Source organism: Oricola cellulosilytica, from assembly GCF_019966575.1.
Lineage (GTDB): Bacteria > Pseudomonadota > Alphaproteobacteria > Rhizobiales > Rhizobiaceae > Oricola > Oricola cellulosilytica.
In genome coordinates this window covers 364,049-379,246 of record NZ_JAINFK010000001.1, presented here as the reverse complement: position 1 = coordinate 379,246, position 15,198 = coordinate 364,049, and the positions used below count along the sequence as shown (strand labels likewise).

18 protein-coding genes are annotated in these 15,198 nt (G+C 61.5%); 16 read left to right on the top strand and 2 right to left on the bottom strand.

What is annotated here, in order from left to right:
* Nucleotides 1-90: 90 nt before the first annotated feature.
* From dnaK to LC298_RS01715, 13 genes are all read left to right on the top strand, one after another.
* Complete coding sequence (gene dnaK / locus LC298_RS01775) at nucleotides 91-2,022, top strand: molecular chaperone DnaK (protein WP_131565211.1); 1,932 nt, start codon at nucleotides 91-93, stop codon at nucleotides 2,020-2,022.
* Between the two features lie 73 nt (nucleotides 2,023-2,095).
* Nucleotides 2,096-3,226, top strand: coding sequence for a molecular chaperone DnaJ (gene dnaJ, locus LC298_RS01770; RefSeq protein WP_131565213.1), 1,131 nt, complete (start codon nucleotides 2,096-2,098; stop codon nucleotides 3,224-3,226).
* On the top strand, nucleotides 3,216-3,851 hold the full coding sequence (locus LC298_RS01765; RefSeq protein ID WP_223385494.1) for a class I SAM-dependent methyltransferase: 636 nt from the start codon (nucleotides 3,216-3,218) through the stop codon (nucleotides 3,849-3,851). The genes dnaJ and LC298_RS01765 overlap by 11 nt, the downstream gene beginning before the upstream one ends.
* 33 nt (nucleotides 3,852-3,884) lie before the next feature.
* On the top strand, nucleotides 3,885-4,466 hold the full coding sequence (locus tag LC298_RS01760; RefSeq protein ID WP_131565215.1) for an NADPH-dependent FMN reductase: 582 nt from the start codon (nucleotides 3,885-3,887) through the stop codon (nucleotides 4,464-4,466).
* Between the two features lie 114 nt (nucleotides 4,467-4,580).
* The gene (gene pyrF, locus LC298_RS01755; protein ID WP_131565216.1) at nucleotides 4,581-5,288 is read left to right on the top strand and encodes an orotidine-5'-phosphate decarboxylase; all 708 of its coding nucleotides are present in this window, start codon (nucleotides 4,581-4,583) and stop codon (nucleotides 5,286-5,288) included.
* Nucleotides 5,289-5,386: 98 nt separating this feature from the next.
* Nucleotides 5,387-5,692: a hypothetical protein gene (locus tag LC298_RS01750; protein WP_131565218.1), complete on the top strand. Its 306-nt coding sequence runs from the start codon at nucleotides 5,387-5,389 to the stop codon at nucleotides 5,690-5,692.
* Nucleotides 5,693-5,782: 90 nt separating this feature from the next.
* Entirely contained in the window at nucleotides 5,783-6,076 is a 294-nt protein-coding gene (locus LC298_RS01745; RefSeq protein WP_131565220.1) for a DUF1330 domain-containing protein, read from the top strand.
* 324 nt (nucleotides 6,077-6,400) lie between these two features.
* A complete protein-coding gene (locus LC298_RS01740; RefSeq protein ID WP_131565222.1) occupies nucleotides 6,401-6,601 on the top strand; it encodes a hypothetical protein in 201 nt (66 codons plus the stop codon).
* Between the two features lie 155 nt (nucleotides 6,602-6,756).
* Nucleotides 6,757-8,022: a polyhydroxyalkanoate depolymerase gene (locus LC298_RS01735; protein ID WP_131565224.1), complete on the top strand. Its 1,266-nt coding sequence runs from the start codon at nucleotides 6,757-6,759 to the stop codon at nucleotides 8,020-8,022.
* A 280-nt stretch (nucleotides 8,023-8,302) separates the two neighbouring features.
* Nucleotides 8,303-8,818: a transglutaminase-like cysteine peptidase gene (locus LC298_RS01730; protein ID WP_131565881.1), complete on the top strand. Its 516-nt coding sequence runs from the start codon at nucleotides 8,303-8,305 to the stop codon at nucleotides 8,816-8,818.
* A gap of 287 nt (nucleotides 8,819-9,105) precedes the next feature.
* Entirely contained in the window at nucleotides 9,106-9,678 is a 573-nt protein-coding gene (locus LC298_RS01725; protein ID WP_131565226.1) for a hypothetical protein, read from the top strand.
* Nucleotides 9,675-10,073, top strand: coding sequence for a phage holin family protein (locus LC298_RS01720; protein ID WP_131565227.1), 399 nt, complete (start codon nucleotides 9,675-9,677; stop codon nucleotides 10,071-10,073). The genes LC298_RS01725 and LC298_RS01720 overlap by 4 nt, the downstream gene beginning before the upstream one ends.
* Entirely contained in the window at nucleotides 10,070-11,176 is a 1,107-nt protein-coding gene (locus LC298_RS01715) for a DUF3618 domain-containing protein (protein WP_131565229.1), read from the top strand. The genes LC298_RS01720 and LC298_RS01715 overlap by 4 nt, the downstream gene beginning before the upstream one ends.
* A 345-nt stretch (nucleotides 11,177-11,521) precedes the next feature.
* Here LC298_RS01715 and mbfA read toward each other — a convergent pair whose 3' ends face one another.
* On the bottom strand, nucleotides 11,522-12,505 hold the full coding sequence (gene mbfA / locus LC298_RS01710) for an iron exporter MbfA (protein ID WP_131565231.1): 984 nt from the start codon (nucleotides 12,503-12,505) through the stop codon (nucleotides 11,522-11,524).
* 117 nt (nucleotides 12,506-12,622) lie between these two features.
* On the opposite strand from mbfA, the gene LC298_RS01705 reads away from it, so the two are divergent.
* Nucleotides 12,623-13,123 carry a CYTH domain-containing protein gene (locus LC298_RS01705; protein WP_131565232.1) on the top strand — a complete coding sequence of 167 codons (501 nt, stop codon included), beginning with the start codon at nucleotides 12,623-12,625 and terminating at the stop codon, nucleotides 13,121-13,123.
* A 26-nt stretch (nucleotides 13,124-13,149) separates the two neighbouring features.
* The gene (locus LC298_RS01700; protein ID WP_158284680.1) at nucleotides 13,150-14,019 is read left to right on the top strand and encodes a CHAD domain-containing protein; all 870 of its coding nucleotides are present in this window, start codon (nucleotides 13,150-13,152) and stop codon (nucleotides 14,017-14,019) included.
* 12 nt (nucleotides 14,020-14,031) lie between these two features.
* Here LC298_RS01700 and LC298_RS01695 read toward each other — a convergent pair whose 3' ends face one another.
* Nucleotides 14,032-14,193: a hypothetical protein gene (locus tag LC298_RS01695; RefSeq protein ID WP_158284681.1), complete on the bottom strand. Its 162-nt coding sequence runs from the start codon at nucleotides 14,191-14,193 to the stop codon at nucleotides 14,032-14,034.
* Nucleotides 14,194-14,307: 114 nt separating this feature from the next.
* Here LC298_RS01695 and LC298_RS01690 point away from each other — a divergent pair, with 114 nt between their 5' ends.
* Entirely contained in the window at nucleotides 14,308-15,138 is an 831-nt protein-coding gene (locus LC298_RS01690) for a C40 family peptidase (protein ID WP_131565236.1), read from the top strand.
* The last annotated feature ends 60 nt before the right edge of the window (nucleotides 15,139-15,198 follow it).

Below are 15,198 nucleotides of genomic sequence, written 5' to 3'. Positions count from 1 at the left end.
TTCGCGGCGGCGCATCAAAAATCCGGAAACAGGGACCGCTTGATGGAATGCCGGAATGGGTCCGGGCGGTCTGCTTAGGAGAGAGAAGAAATGGCAAAAGTAATCGGGATCGACCTTGGAACCACCAATTCCTGCGTTGCAGTGATGGATGGCAAGGATGCCAAGGTCATCGAGAACTCCGAAGGCGCGCGCACCACGCCCTCCATGGTGGCATTTTCCGACGACGGCGAACGTCTTGTCGGTCAGCCGGCCAAGCGCCAGGCGGTTACCAACCCCGAAGGCACAGTGTTTGCGGTCAAGCGTCTGATCGGACGGCGCTATTCGGATCCCACCGTTGCCAAGGACAAGAAGATGGTGCCTTACAAGATTGTCGAGGGCGGCAATGGCGATGCATGGGTGGAAGTTTCCGGCGAAAAATATTCGCCGTCGCAGATCTCCGCCATGATCCTGCAGAAAATGAAGGAAACCGCGGAAGGCTATCTCGGCGAAAAGGTTGAGCAGGCCGTTATCACCGTGCCCGCTTATTTTAACGACGCCCAGCGTCAGGCCACCAAGGATGCCGGCAAGATTGCCGGACTTGAGGTCCTGCGCATCATCAACGAGCCGACCGCCGCGGCGCTGGCCTATGGCCTCGACAAGAAGGACGGCCGCACGATCGCGGTTTACGACCTTGGCGGCGGCACTTTCGACGTGTCGATCCTTGAGATCGGCGACGGCGTCTTCGAGGTGAAGTCCACCAACGGCGACACCTTCCTCGGTGGTGAAGATTTCGACATGCGGTTGGTCGAATATTTCGCAGCCGAGTTCAAGAAGGATCAGGGCATCGACCTGAAGAACGACAAGCTCGCTCTGCAGCGTCTCAAGGAAGCTGCCGAGAAGGCTAAGATCGAGCTGTCGTCCTCGTCGCAGACCGAGATCAACCTGCCGTTCATCACGGCTGACGCTTCCGGTCCGAAGCACCTGACAATGAAACTGACCCGCGCCAAGTTCGAGAGCCTTGTCGACGATCTCGTCAACCGGACAATCGATCCGATGAAAGCCGCGCTGAAGGATGCCGGAATGAAAGCCGGCGAAGTCGACGAGGTCGTGCTTGTCGGCGGCATGACGCGCATGCCCAAGGTCCAGCAGGTCGTGAAGGATTTCTTCGGCAAGGAACCCCACAAGGGGGTGAATCCGGATGAGGTTGTTGCGCTCGGCGCGGCCATTCAGGCTGGCGTGCTGCAGGGTGACGTCAAGGACGTGCTACTGCTGGACGTGACGCCGCTTTCTCTCGGCATCGAGACGCTGGGCGGCGTGTTCACCCGTCTGATCGATCGCAACACGACGATCCCGACCAAGAAGAGCCAGGTTTTCTCCACGGCGGAAGATAACCAGAATGCCGTTACCATCCGCGTTGCGCAGGGCGAGCGCGAAATGGCTTCGGACAACAAGCTGCTTGGCCAGTTCGATCTCGTCGGCATTCCGCCGGCCCCGCGCGGCGTGCCGCAGATCGAGGTCACGTTCGATATCGACGCCAACGGCATCGTCAACGTCAAGGCGAAGGACAAGGGCACCGGCAAGGAGCATGAAATCCGGATCCAGGCCTCGGGCGGTCTCTCCGACGAGGAGATCGAAAACATGGTCAAGGATGCGGAGGCCAACGCCGAGAGCGATAAGGCGCGCCGCGAGGCCGTCGAGGCGAGGAACCAGGCGGAATCGCTGGTCGATTCCACCGAGAAGTCGCTGAAGGAGTATGGCGACAAGGTCTCCGAGGAAGACCGCAAGGCGATCGAGGACGCTCTGGCGGCGCTCAAGGAAGAGGTCGGGTCCGAGACGCCTGACGCCGAGGCCATCAAGGCCAAGACGCAGGCTCTTGCCGAAACCTCGATGAAGCTCGGTCAGGCGATGTATGAAGCACAGCAGGCCGAGGAAACAGCTGCGGCCGAAGCCGATGCGTCATCCGACGCAGCCAAGGACGATGACGTGGTCGATGCCGATTTCGAAGAAATCGACGACGATGACGATCAGAAGAAATCTGCCTGATCCGGCGGATACAGTCAGCCCCTCCCGCCCATCAGGCGGGAGGGTTCATCTGTTGAGGGGATAGCGGCAGACAATGGCCAAGGCCGATTTTTACGATACGCTCGGAGTTTCGCGCGAAGCCGACGAGAAGGCGCTCAAGGGCGCTTACCGCAAGCTCGCGATGCAATTCCATCCGGATCGCAACCCCGGCGATACCGAAGCCGAGGCAAGGTTCAAGGAAGTCAACGAAGCCTACGAGACACTCAAGGATCCGCAGAAACGAGCGGCCTATGACCGTTTCGGTCATGCCGCGTTCGAGAATGGCGGAATGGGCGGCGGCGCCGGGGGCTTCGGCGGCGCTGGTGGATTTTCCGATATTTTCGAGGACATCTTCGGCGAGATGATGGGCGGCGCGCGCGGGCGCCGCAGCGGGGGCCGCGAGCGCGGCGCCGATCTCCGCTACAACATGGAAATTTCGCTCGAGGACGCCTACCACGGCAAGACCGCGCAAATCCGGGTACCTTCGTCGATGGTCTGCGAGGTCTGTTCGGGCAGCGGCGCCAAGCCGGGCTCGCAGCCTGTGACCTGCACCACATGCGGCGGTTCGGGCAGGGTGCGGGCGGCCTCGGGATTTTTCTCCATCGAGCGCAGTTGCCCGACCTGCGACGGCCGCGGTCAGACCATCAACGATCCGTGCACCCATTGCTCGGGCCAGGGCCGCGTCACGCAGGAGCGGTCGCTTTCGGTCAATATTCCGGCCGGCATTGAGGACGGCACCCGCATCCGTCTGGCTGGTGAGGGCGAGGCGGGCTTCCGCAGCGGCCCGGCAGGCGATCTCTACATCTTCATATCGGTAAAGCCGCACGAGTTTTTCCAGCGCGACGGAGCGGATCTCTATTGCAAGGTTCCGATTTCGATGACCAAGGCTGCGCTCGGCGGTCAGTTTGAGGTCGCGACCATGGACGGCGCGTTCACGCGTGTTAAGGTGCCGGAGGGCACACAGCCCGGTAGGCAGTTCCGCCTTAAGGGGAAGGGGATGCCGGTCTTGCGGCAGGCGCATATGGGCGATCTTTACATTCAGATCAATGTCGAGACGCCGCAGAATTTGTCGAAGCGCCAGCGCGAATTGCTGGAGGAGTTCGATGAGATTTCGGCGCGGGAGAACAGTCCGCAATCGAGTGGTTTTTTCTCCCGGATGAAGGAATTCTTCGACATTGGCGAATGAGGACCTGCCGTTCCTGAACCAGCCAATCTGCAAGCTTACGAAGCGAGCGGTAATCAGGGAACGTTTTGCCGATCAGGTTCGCTTCTTCGGTTCGGTCCTGATGGCGCCGCGCACTGTCGGCGCCGTTGCTCCCACCTCGTCGGAAACCGCCGCCTTGATGGCGTCTTTCGTCAACGTCGGGTCGGGCCTTCCAGTCTTGGAACTGGGACCGGGGACCGGCGCGATCACCAGGGCGCTTCTGGCCACGGGCCTTCCTCAGGACCGTCTCTATACCGTCGAATATTCGCGCCGGTTCTGCCGCCAGCTCCGCGAGGCCTATCCCCGGCTTCACGTGGTTCAGGGCGATGCTTTTGCGCTGCACCAGACGCTGACGGCGTCCCGGCCCCGTGCGTTCGACGCCGTGATCTCCGGTCTTCCCCTCCTCAACTTCCCCAAGAGCAAGCGCCAGGCACTGCTGAATGAGGCGCTCGATCTGCTTGCCCCGGGGAGGCCGTTTGTCCAGTTCTCCTACGGCGTGGCCGCCCCGGTCACGCCTTCTTCGCAAGATGTTCGCATGACCCGCACCCCGTGGGTGCTCAGGAACGTTCCGCCGGCAAGGGTCTGGATCTACGCGCGCGAAGAATGACGCGACCCCATCGCGGTATCGATTGAGGATTTCATGTTTCGAAAGGTTCTGGTTTTCGCAGGTTCAACGCGTTCGGGTTCTTTTAACAGGCAACTGGCGGAAGCCGCGATGAAGACGCTCGTCCAGATGGAGGCGGACGTGACGATGATCTCGCTGGCGGACTATCCGCTGCCACTGGTCGACGAGGACCTCAAAAAGGAAAAGGGCGTCCCCGAAAACGCGGTCAGGCTGGCGCGTTTTTTTGCCTCCCATGACGCCGCTTTCATTGCCAGCCCGGAATACAACTCCTCGATCCCGCCCTTGCTGAAGAACACCATCGACTGGGTCAGCCTCGTAAAGTCCGACGGCAGTGGCCCGGTGAAGCCCTACGCGGGCCTCACCATCGCCCTCGGCGCTGCATCCGACGGCGCGCTCGGGGGTATCCGCGGTCTTTATCATCTCCGCTCCGTTTTGATGAATGTCGGCGCGCAGATCGTCACCGAGCAATGTTCGGTGAGCCGGGCGTCGAAGGCGTTCGGCGAGGACGGCATGCTGGCCGACGAGCGTCTGGCATCGAAGTTGAAGAGCGCTTGCCGGGCCCTCCTCGACCACTCGATCTCGCGTCGTGCGCGCTGAGTAAATCGTGCTTGCAGTGGTTCGCGGGCGGCGGAGTATCAGCCGTACCCTTGAAGCCCTTGCGAGGCTTGTCCGGTCGTGGCATCTCGTCCTGTGAGCTTGACGGAGGCTTCCATGACCCTCGACGCCGCGCGGGAGCGCCTGATTATTGCCCTCGACGTTCCCACTGTGGCCGAGGCCGCGGCGGTTGTCGATGATCTTGGTGATACCGGATTGTTCTACAAGATCGGCTACCATCTCGCCTTTGCCGGGGGCCTCGATCTTGCCCGCGAACTGACTGCTGCCGGCAAGCGCGTTTTTCTCGACATGAAGCTGCTGGACATTGACAACACGGTCGCCAAGGGGGTGGAGGCGGTGGCCAGGACCGGCGTCTCCATGCTCACGGTTCATGCCTATCCCAAGACCATGACGGTAGCCGTCGAGGCCGCCCGAGGCACGGAGCTTTGCCTGCTGGGCGTCACCGTGCTGACGTCGATGGACGACCACGACCTGTCGGACGCCGGATACCACGACACAGCCGCCATGCTGGTCATGAAGCGGGCCCGCGCAGCGCAGTTGGCGGGCATGGGCGGCATCGTGTGTTCTGCTGCCGAGGCTGAGGGCGTGCGGGAAATCGTGGGGCACGACATGGCCGTCGTCACGCCCGGGATAAGACCGTCGGGTGCGGCTGCCGGCGACCAGAAGCGCATCGTAACTCCGGGTGAGGCCGTCGCATCGGGAGCCAGCCATCTTGTCGTCGGCCGCCCGATCGTCGGGGCTGGCGACCGCAAATCTGCCGTGATCGGGATTCTCACGGAAATGTCATCCGCCTTTTCCGAATAACAGGAACTATTCTCCGGACTGTCCATTATCTCCCCGTATCGTCACTGAAAAACAAGAAGTTTTTCAAAAGTAAGACAAGAAAAAGGGAGAAATACTTTATGTTGACCAAGCTTACGACCGCCGCTGCTGCCGCCATCTTTATGACGGGTGCCGCTTTCGCGCAGACATCGGCCCTGAACCCCGAGCCCTTCCCGATGCCCACTGACATGGACTCGGAAGTTGGCAGCATCTTTGCTGACGATGACGGCAACATGCGCATGTTCGACGACTTCAGCATGCGTTATTCGGCCGCCAGCGAGGAGCAGAGGGCCGAGGTGAAGCGCATCTGCGAGGACTATGCGACCAGCGACACGGTCACCAGCCTGCGCGTCAAGAACCGCTGCCTCGGCGTTATCGACCAGTAAGGCGTGGCTTTTGGTTTCAAGGAAAAGGGTGCGGCTTGTCCGCACCCTTTTTTGTGCCTAGATGTCCGGATTTGAAACTGGGAGCGACTCATGGCGAAGGGTTACTGGATCGGGCGCATCACCGTGCATGATCCCGAGCGATACAAGGATTATGTCGCGACCGCGACGCCGGCCTATCGGGAGTTCGGCGCAAGGTTTCTCGTTCGCGGCGGCAAGTCCGAGGCGGTCGAGGGCGAGGGACGTCCGCGCAACGTCGTCATCGAGTTCGACAGCTTCGAGCAGGCGCTCGCCTGCTACAATTCGGACACCTACACGGCCGCAAGGTCCATCCGCCAGGAAGCCGCGGACGGCGAGCTCATCGTCGTCCAAGGGCACGAAGCCTGACCGCGGCAGACCCTCCCGCCGGGTTCACGATCCGCGAGGCAATGAAAAGCGACATCTCGCATTTGCAAGATATCGAAGCGCGTGCGTCGACCCTGCTTGCGGCGCACGGATTCGACGTGATCGGGCAGGAACCGCAGGCATCCGACGATTTCAGAGATTTCGTGACATCGAATACCACCTTGGTCGCCGCGGACGGGCAGGACGTTCCGCTCGGCTTTGCCGTCTCGAGCGAATTGCAGGGCATCTGTTGGCTGAAGGAGTTGTCGGTCGACCCCGACGCCGGGGGGCGGCGTTGGATCGGCCCTGCTTTCGGAGGTCATCGACATGGCCCGCCGGACGTTCCACACGACAGTCGGGCTGTCGACCTTCCGCGACGTGCCGTTCAACGCGCTTTTCTACTCCAGACGTGGCTTCGTGATTCACCCGCTCGACGATGTGCCCGCCGGGATCGCCGACCAGGTTCGACGGGAGGTTCCACCCGGCGCCCAGATCTCCGACAGGGTGCTTATGCTACGAAAGTTGTAAGTCAAAGCTGCAACAGTGGGAAATAATGCACCGTTTTCTCCCCTGGCGCGTTTTGCAATGCACCATGAACCATGTACTTTCCGCTATGTCGGCGCGCGTCATCCATTGATTCTGAATGGCTTTTCGCGGGCGACGCCAACGGGGACCGCGAGCGAATGTTTTATCATCTCTACGAAATGAACCATGCGCTGATGCAGCCTTGGCGGGCAGCAGTCGATGCGACACGCCTGTTCTACCGCAACCCCCTAAACCCGATCTCCCAGACCAGGGCGGGCCGAACGGTCGCCGCCTGGTGCGAGGTCTTCGAGCGCACGACCCGTCGTTATGGCAAGCCTGCGTTCGATCTTCCCCAGACTGAGGTTGGGGGGAAGACGGTCGACGTGCGCGAAACGGTGGTGTGGTCGAAGCCGTTCTGCAAAATGATCCACTTCGCACGTGATCTCGAGAAACCGCGCCCCGAAGATCCCAAAGTCCTGCTCGTCGCGCCGATGTCCGGCCACTACGCGACGCTTTTGCGCGGCACGGTAGAGCGCTTCCTGCCTGAAGCGGATGTTTACGTCACCGATTGGATCGACGCGCGCAGTGTTCCGCTGTCGGACGGTCATTTCGACCTGGACGACTATATTGACTACCTCATCGAGATGCTCCACCTCCTCGGGCCGGAGACTCACATTGTCGGCGTATGCCAGCCGTCCGTCCCCGTGCTTGCCGCCATCTCCCTGATGGAGGGTCGTGATGACCCGAACGTGCCGCTGTCCATGACGCTGATGGGCGGGCCGATCGACACGCGCCGCAATCCGACGGCGGTCAATCGCCTCGCCGAAGAAAAGAGCATCGACTGGTTCGAGAGCAACGTCATTATGAAGGTGCCGTTCCCGAACCCAGGCTTCATGCGTGACGTCTATCCGGGCTTCCTGCAGCTCACCGGTTTCATGACCATGAACCTCGACCGCCACCTGATTGCGCAGAAGGACTTCTTCATGCATCTGGTGCGCGACGATGGCGACTCCGCCGAAAAGCATCGCGACTTTTACGATGAATATCTAGCGGTCATGGACCTCACTGCCGAGTTCTATCTGCAGACCGTCGACACCGTCTTCATCAAGCACGCGCTTCCGAATGGAACGATGCAACATCGCGGCGAGTCGGTCGATCCCTCCGCCATCCACCGTGTCGCGCTGATGACGATCGAGGGCGAGAACGACGACATAACCGGTCGGGGCCAGACCAAAGGTGCACACGGGCTGTGCACGTCCATTCCGGACGCGATGAAGATCCACTACGAGCAGCCGAGAGTTGGCCATTACGGAGTCTTCAACGGCTCCCGCTTTCGGTCCGAAATCGCGCCCCGCATGCTCGACTTCATGCGCGCACGGGCGACGTTCGCCAGCCAGTCGGGCCGGCGCAAGCCCGCCGCCTGACGAATCACCTGGCAACGCCCTCTTTGGCCGTCATATCGTCTTCAATCGACTGTCGCACTTTCGTCACAGCGGCGCGGAAAGCGATATTTGCCGCCCTGTGGCGGTAACCATATTCCCAACTAGTTCCTTTCGATGCGTTGTCGCATTCCTTGTCAGCCGTTAACTTCCCGTTAACCGTTGGGGACTGGCAAGGAGGGTTGCTGTGGGACGGAAACTCGCTTTTCTGGCGATCTTGATCGGGGCCGCGGCGTTGCCGCAGGGGGCAATCGCGGCCGGGGGAATGAAGACCGGTGCCATGACCTCCCAGCCGATCGGGCACTACGAATTCTGCCGGCTCTATCGCGACGAATGTATGCGGCGCTCCTCCCGCACTACGCCGCTGTCGTTGACCCCGCAGGACTGGGCTCGCGTGCTCGACGTAAATTCCCGCGTCAACATGGTCATCGAGCCGCGCAGCGACTTCGATATCTATGGCAAGGAAGAGGTCTGGACCTACCCGGAGAACACCGGCGATTGCGAGGACTATGTTCTGCTCAAGCGGCGCATGCTCCTCAATGCGGGTTTTCCGGAGACCAACCTGCTGATCACGGTCGTGCGCAAGCCCGATGGCGAAGGCCATGCCGTGTTGACGGTACGCACTGACAAGGGCGACTTCATTCTCGACAATCTGACGTCAAAGGTCATGTCCTGGCATGACACGGGCTATACGTATCTGAAACGGCAGTCGACGCGCCATACCGGTCATTGGGTGTCGATTGAAATGCCGGACCAGACCATTGTTGGTTCGGTGAAATAACGCTCCAAATCTTCTGAAGGTTTCCGGTTCGGCCGGGCGTCGTCTTGGCGCCCGGTCGCTGTTGTTTTGGCATCAGCGCGTCGCGCCCGCCCTACTCGCGCGTGCTCCCGCTTTGGTCTCGGAAAGCTGTTTTTCCATCTCTTTGGAACCTTTGCTGTCCCTCGTACTTCCTAAAGGGACGATGAAAGGACGATGCAATGTACAGCATTTTTTACACGATAGGGCTTGTGGTGATCGTCCTCGCAGTCATCAGCCTCATAGCCTGATCGATTGAAGGGAGAACACAGATGACAGAATCAACTGCTCCGTATCAAAGCGGAACTGGCTCCGGGTCATCCGGCGGCAGCACTGCGGAAGACGTGAAGAAGGCTGCCAGCGATGCGGCTGACGCCGTCCGGGCCAAGGCAGCAGAGACAACCCAAGCTGCCAAGGCTGAAGCGGCACGGCGCGCCGAGGGTGCGAAGTCAACCTTTGCTGACGAAATTTCCGGTGTCGCCTCCGCGTTCCGGAGCGCGTCAGGAGAGTTCGGGGAGTCTTCGTTTCAGAAGAAGACCTTCGACCAGATCGCCTCGGGACTGAGCGATGCTTCCGATGCGCTTCGCCGGAAGGACTTCGGTGAGATGGTCTCGGACGTGAACGCGTTTGCTCGCCGCAATCCAATGGCGTTCTTGGGCGGTGCGGTACTGCTGGGCTTTGCCGCCAGCCGTTTCGCGAAGGCATCGGCCGAGGCTGAGCATTCGCCCGAAATGACACGGCCTTCCAGTACGTCGCGGCCGGTGTCTGCCGGTTCGGCAAACGCCGGCGCCGTTTCGGGCAGCCAGCCCTCCTATTCCAACCAGACGACGGGAGTATCGCGATGAGTGATTATGCGACCCGCAAGCGCAGTACGACCGGCCTGCTCGGCGACGCGCTCACCCACATCAGCAATCTTGTGCGCTTCGAGGTCGACCTCGCGCGTGCTGAAGTAAGTGAAAACGTAAAGACGGCGGGTGTGGCAATCGGCTTGCTCGTAGGCGCTGTCGTCCTCGCTCTCACCGCGCTCAATGTCCTCGCCGCGGCACTCGTGGCAGCATTGGCCGAGGCCGGACTGGGTGCAGGATGGGCGGCACTCATCGTAGGCGGTGCCTTGGCCCTCGTCGCGTTCCTCCTGATGTCTAAGGGGAAGAACGATCTGAAATTGAACAGCTTGGCGCCTACCAGGACGGCACGCAATGTGCGCCGTGACGCCGACGCCGTGAAGGAGACAGTACAATGACAGGTAATCAGCGTTCACCATCGGAAATCGAGCGGGATATCGAGCGAGAGCGCGCCGAACTGGCCGCAAGTCTGCAGGGATTGCAGAACAGCTTCTCCCTTGAGGAAATCACTCGCCGCGTGGGTCGCCAGTTCACCGAACATGGCGGTGAGTTCGGACGGTCGGTTTCCCGCTCTGTGCGGGACAATCCGATCGCCCTTGCCCTGACGGGTGTGGGTCTCGCTTGGATGATTTTCGGCGACGGGCCGGGACGGCGTTCGCACGACGACGACTATGATGATCTCGACGACCGTTTCGGATCGGCCCGGCATGACCGCGGGCTCCACGCCGCTGGTCTTGACGCGCGTTCTCCCGGTGCCACCGGCGCCTCTGCATCGGCGTGGTCGGACATCGGAACGGGCTCGGGCAACGGCACGTCACGCGGCAGCTCAATCGGTCGCAAGTCTGGTGAGATCGCCTCTTCCGCCAAGTCCGCCGCTTCCGGCGCCGCCGATGCCGTGTCTGAAGGCTGGGACCGCCTGACTGGGGCCTCGCGCCGGATGGGCGAGCGTACGCGCAAACGCAGCGCGGAGTTGCGCCAGCGGCTTTATGACGGCACCGAGAGTTTGTCAGAGGACGCCCGCAAGCGGGTTATTGCTGCTCGCCAGGCAGCGCTGGATGCTCAACTTGAAGCGGAGCGCCTCGCCGCAGACGGCAAGCGCAAGGCGGTCGATTTTTTCAATGACCAGCCGCTTGTTGTCGGAGCCCTTGCGGTCGCGGCTGGTGCGGCGCTTGGAAGTGCCCTTCCGCGCACGCGTGCGGAAAACGAGGCCGTTGGCGAGTATCGCGACACGCTCTTTAAAGAGGCCGAGCGCATCTATTCCGAAGAGCGCGAGAAGGCCGAGAAGGTTGTGAAATCTACTGCGGCCGAAGTTTCTGCCGTCGCCAAGGAAACCAAGCAGGGCGCTGCGTCTGGATCGTCGAGCGTTTCGGACAGTTCAGCGAAGACTGCCGGCGAGGTCAAGTCGGCGGCCCGCCGGGTTGCGGGCAAAGCCAAGGAAGAAACGAAGAATCAGAACCTTGGGAAACCGAAGTCTGGCGCTTCGGCGACTGGCGGACGCTAGTCCGCAGCGGCATTATCTGATCGGAACAAGCGCATCGCCCGGCCTCTGGTCGGGCGATTTGCCGTGGCGGCCCCAGTCTTCAGTGGTCGGCCTGCGTCCTTCGAGCGCAAGCTGGTCCCGGTCCGCGCATGTAGTGGCGCTCGGGCAGGTATGCCGGCCACAGGAAGTTGCGGATCGCGTTCAGATTTCGCTGGAATGATGTGAGCAGCAGCATGGTTCGATGTCCGGCAGGCCAGGGGCTTGCTGCCCCGGCTTTCTCTTGTAATCGTGCCACACAGTGTATGAATTTGACGTGAACGGTGGGCGGCAGACTCCCGCCCTTTAGCTGTTGCCGAGATGCGTCGGTCAGGCGTTGCCGATCAGCATTCCGGCCGCGAAAACCAGCGCGCCGCCGAGCACGACCTGGAAGATCGCCCTGCTCCACGGCGTCTCCATCCAGCGCTTCTGAATCCATGCGATCGCCCACAATTCTACTACCACGATGATCATCGCGATGATCGTCGCCGTCCAGAAATGCGGGATGAGGTAGGGCAGCGCGTGGCCGAGGCCGCCCACCGTAGTCATGATGCCCGTCGCCAGGCCCCGCTTGATTGGTGAGCCGCGGCCCGAGATCACCCCATCGTCGGAGGCGACCTCGGTGAATCCCATCGAGATTCCGGCGCCGACCGAGGCGGCGAGGCCGACGAGAAAGGTTGTCCACGTGTCCTGCGTCGCGAATGCGGTGGCGAAGATCGGGGCAAGAGTGGAGACCGAGCCGTCCATCAGTCCGGCCAGTCCTGGCTGGATATAGGTCAGGATGAACTGCCGGCGTTCCGTTTTGTCTTCCAGCTCGCGCACGTCTTCCGGGACGTGCTTGCGCTCGAGATCCTCAGCGGCCGTCTTGTGGCCGCTCTCCGCGAGGGCGAGTTCACCCAGCAGCTTGCGGGTGTCGGCATCCTCGCTCTGCTGTGCCGCCTTGACGTAGAACCGGTGCGCCTGTGCCTCCATCTCGGCGGCCTGTCTGCGAACCTTCTCGATGCCGAGCGGACGCACCAGCCAGTCGGGCTTGCGCTCGTAATAGCCGCGTACATGCTCGCGCCGGATCAGTGGTATGCGGTCGCCGAACCGCTTCTTGTGCAATTCGATCAGCTGCGCCCGATGCTCGGTCTCCTCTTCGGCCATTTCCTCGAAAATCTTGGCGGACTGGGGAAACTCCTCGCGAAGCCCGTCGGCATAGGCAAGATAAATGCGCGCGTCGTCCTCCTCGGACGAAATCGCCAGCGCGAGAACCTCCTGCTCGGTGAGACTCGAAAAGTCGCGCCGGGTATTGGGAAAAAAGCGGTGAAGCATGTCGGGAAAACCAAGTTTGGAATCGTTCCAGACTTAGCGGCATGTCTTCGGAGGTCAAGTGGTCGACAATCCGCGCGAAACGGTTGCGTGGCTCCCGATTTTCGGAAAAGCTGCCCCATGGCCAAGGAAACCGAGAGAAAATTTCTGGTAAGGGACGACACTTGGCTAGCCTTGACCGCCGGTGCACGGCACATCGTCCAGGCATATGTGGCGCTCGACGGACCAGCGTCGTTGCGGGTCCGGATCACCGACGATGCCAGGGCCGAACTGGCCATTAAGATGAGCAATGGACAAATCACGCGCGACGAATTCGAATACGCGATACCCTTGGCCGAGGCGCGTGAACTCATCGCAGCGAGCCGTGGACGGTTGATTGAGAAGATACGCTTCCTCGTTCCCTTCAGAGGGTATGAATGGGAGGTCGACGAGTACCGCGGCGTGCTGTCCGGGCTTGTCGTCGCCGAGGTCGAACTTGCCGGCGAGCGCGACGATCCGCCGATTCCGGCCTGGATCGGCCGGGAGGTCACGGGCGATGGCGCCTGGAGTAACGCTGCTCTTGCAACCAGCGGTCTGCCGGAACCGGTCATGCGCGAGTTTGCTGGTGGGACGGTCGGGTGAGGTACGGCATAAGGCCGGACCGCGACTTGGCCGGCGAAGTTTCGCGCATTGCCGCCAGGCAGTATCACAGGGCAATCGACATTTTGTACACCGAGCGTGGCGGGCGGCCCACGGCCATCCATGACGCGCGCAAGCGCTTCAAGAAATTGCGCGGCCTATTTCGTCTGGTGCGCGACGGTACGCCCGATCTCTATGCCGGCGAAAACGCGCGCCTGAGAGATGCGGCCCGTTCACTCTCTTCGGCGCGGGACGCCGCTGCGCTTGTCGAGACGATGGACCGGCTCGCGGGAGCAGGGCGATATGGCGACGATCAGCCGACGCTGTATGCGATCCGTCACCGGCTCGCTGCACGCCGCGACAGCGTGGCATCGGGCGAAGAAGACCTGCACGCAAGAATCTCCTCGGCGATCGCCGCCTGCGAGGAGGGTATCGATGCGGTTTCCTCCCTGTCGCTTCGGGGCCGCAACTCCCGAATCATCGGGAAGGGCTTCGGCAGATCGTATGCTCGTGCGCGCAGGGCTCATGTCAAGGCCAATGCGAGCGGAGACCCGAGCGACTGGCACGAACTGCGCAAGCGGGTAAAATATCACTGGATGCACGTAAGACTTCTGCGGGCGCTCTGGCCGGGCGTGATGAGACTGCGTGCCATGCGCGCCAAGGAGGGCGGCAATATCCTCGGCGACGAGCACGACCTGTCGATGCTGCGGGCACTGGCGGTGCGCGACCCGGAGGCCCTTGGTTCGGAGGAGGATGTCGAGGTTCTAACACGGGTGGCGACTGCCGAGACGGCCCGGCTAAGGCAGGAGTTCTCGCGCTTAGCCGGAGATCTTCTTGCTGACGAGGCGGGCGTCGTGCGCAGCCGTGTGCGCGCCCTCTGGCGCGCGGCGGCGGATTGAACCCGTTGGGCCTCAGTCGTCTTCGTCGGCGCGGTCCTGAAAATCCTCGAACCGGTCGTCGCCCGTCTTGAACGGCTCTCCCTTCTTTTCCTCGATCCTTATTTTACGTTTCTCGGCTTCCCTTTTCAGGCTCTCGGCCGACCTTTCGCCATTGCGCAGCTCTCGCTCACCCATTGCATCCTCCTGTCTTCACACGGTGACACATCTTGGTCAGGGTAAATGGCTAACGCTTGAAATGCGGCGGCGTTCCTGTGACGGTTGGGGTCTCTGCGCCCGGACGGATTTACGATGGAAAGCAAGGACACGATACTTGACCGGCTCGGCCGCTGGATGGCGGAGCGGCTGCAGTCGGAATCATCGGGCTACAAGCCCTATACGCCATCGGATCCCGAAACGCTTTACAGGACCCTGCGGCCGGGTGACGTCCTGCTGGTCGAGGGCAACCGCAAGATTTCGGCCGCGATCAAATACCTTACGCAGTCGACCTGGAGCCACGCTGCCCTTTATGTCGGGGATGCACTCGGGCAGGCGGATCAGTCGGGCAATTTCCTGCGTCTCGTAGAGGTCAATCTCGGCACGGGGTGCGAGGCCGTGCCGCTTGAGAAATATACCAGCTACAACACCCGCATATGCCGCGCGGTCGGGCTATCGCCAGCCGATCAGAAGGTCGTCGTCGACTTCATGATCCAGAGGATCGGTCTGAAATACGACAACAAGAACGTGCTCGACATGCTGCGCTATTTCTTCCCGACCCCGCCCGTTCCCGTCCGCTGGCGCAGACGCATGATCCAGTTCGGTTCGGGCGACCCGACGCGCGCCATCTGCTCCTCGCTGATCGCCCAGGCGTTCCAGTCGATCCGTTATCCCATACTGCCGGAAGTCGAGGTCATACCCGGCCGCATGCGGGCGGCGTCCGAATACTCCCGCAGGGAAATTTTGCAGATTCGCCACCACTCCCTCTTCACCCCCCGAGATTTCGACTTGTCGCCCTATTTCGAGATCGTCAAACCGACGCTGAAATACGGCTTCGACTACAAGCAGGTTGAATGGCGCACGGAGGAAGAGGCCGGGGATGCGGAGCCACGGCAAATCGAGCCTGCGAAGGTCGCCGATACCTAGATTGTGACCCTTTAGGCTTCACACCCGGATCCCGGCGGTCGGAGACAGCGCAAGATGCGC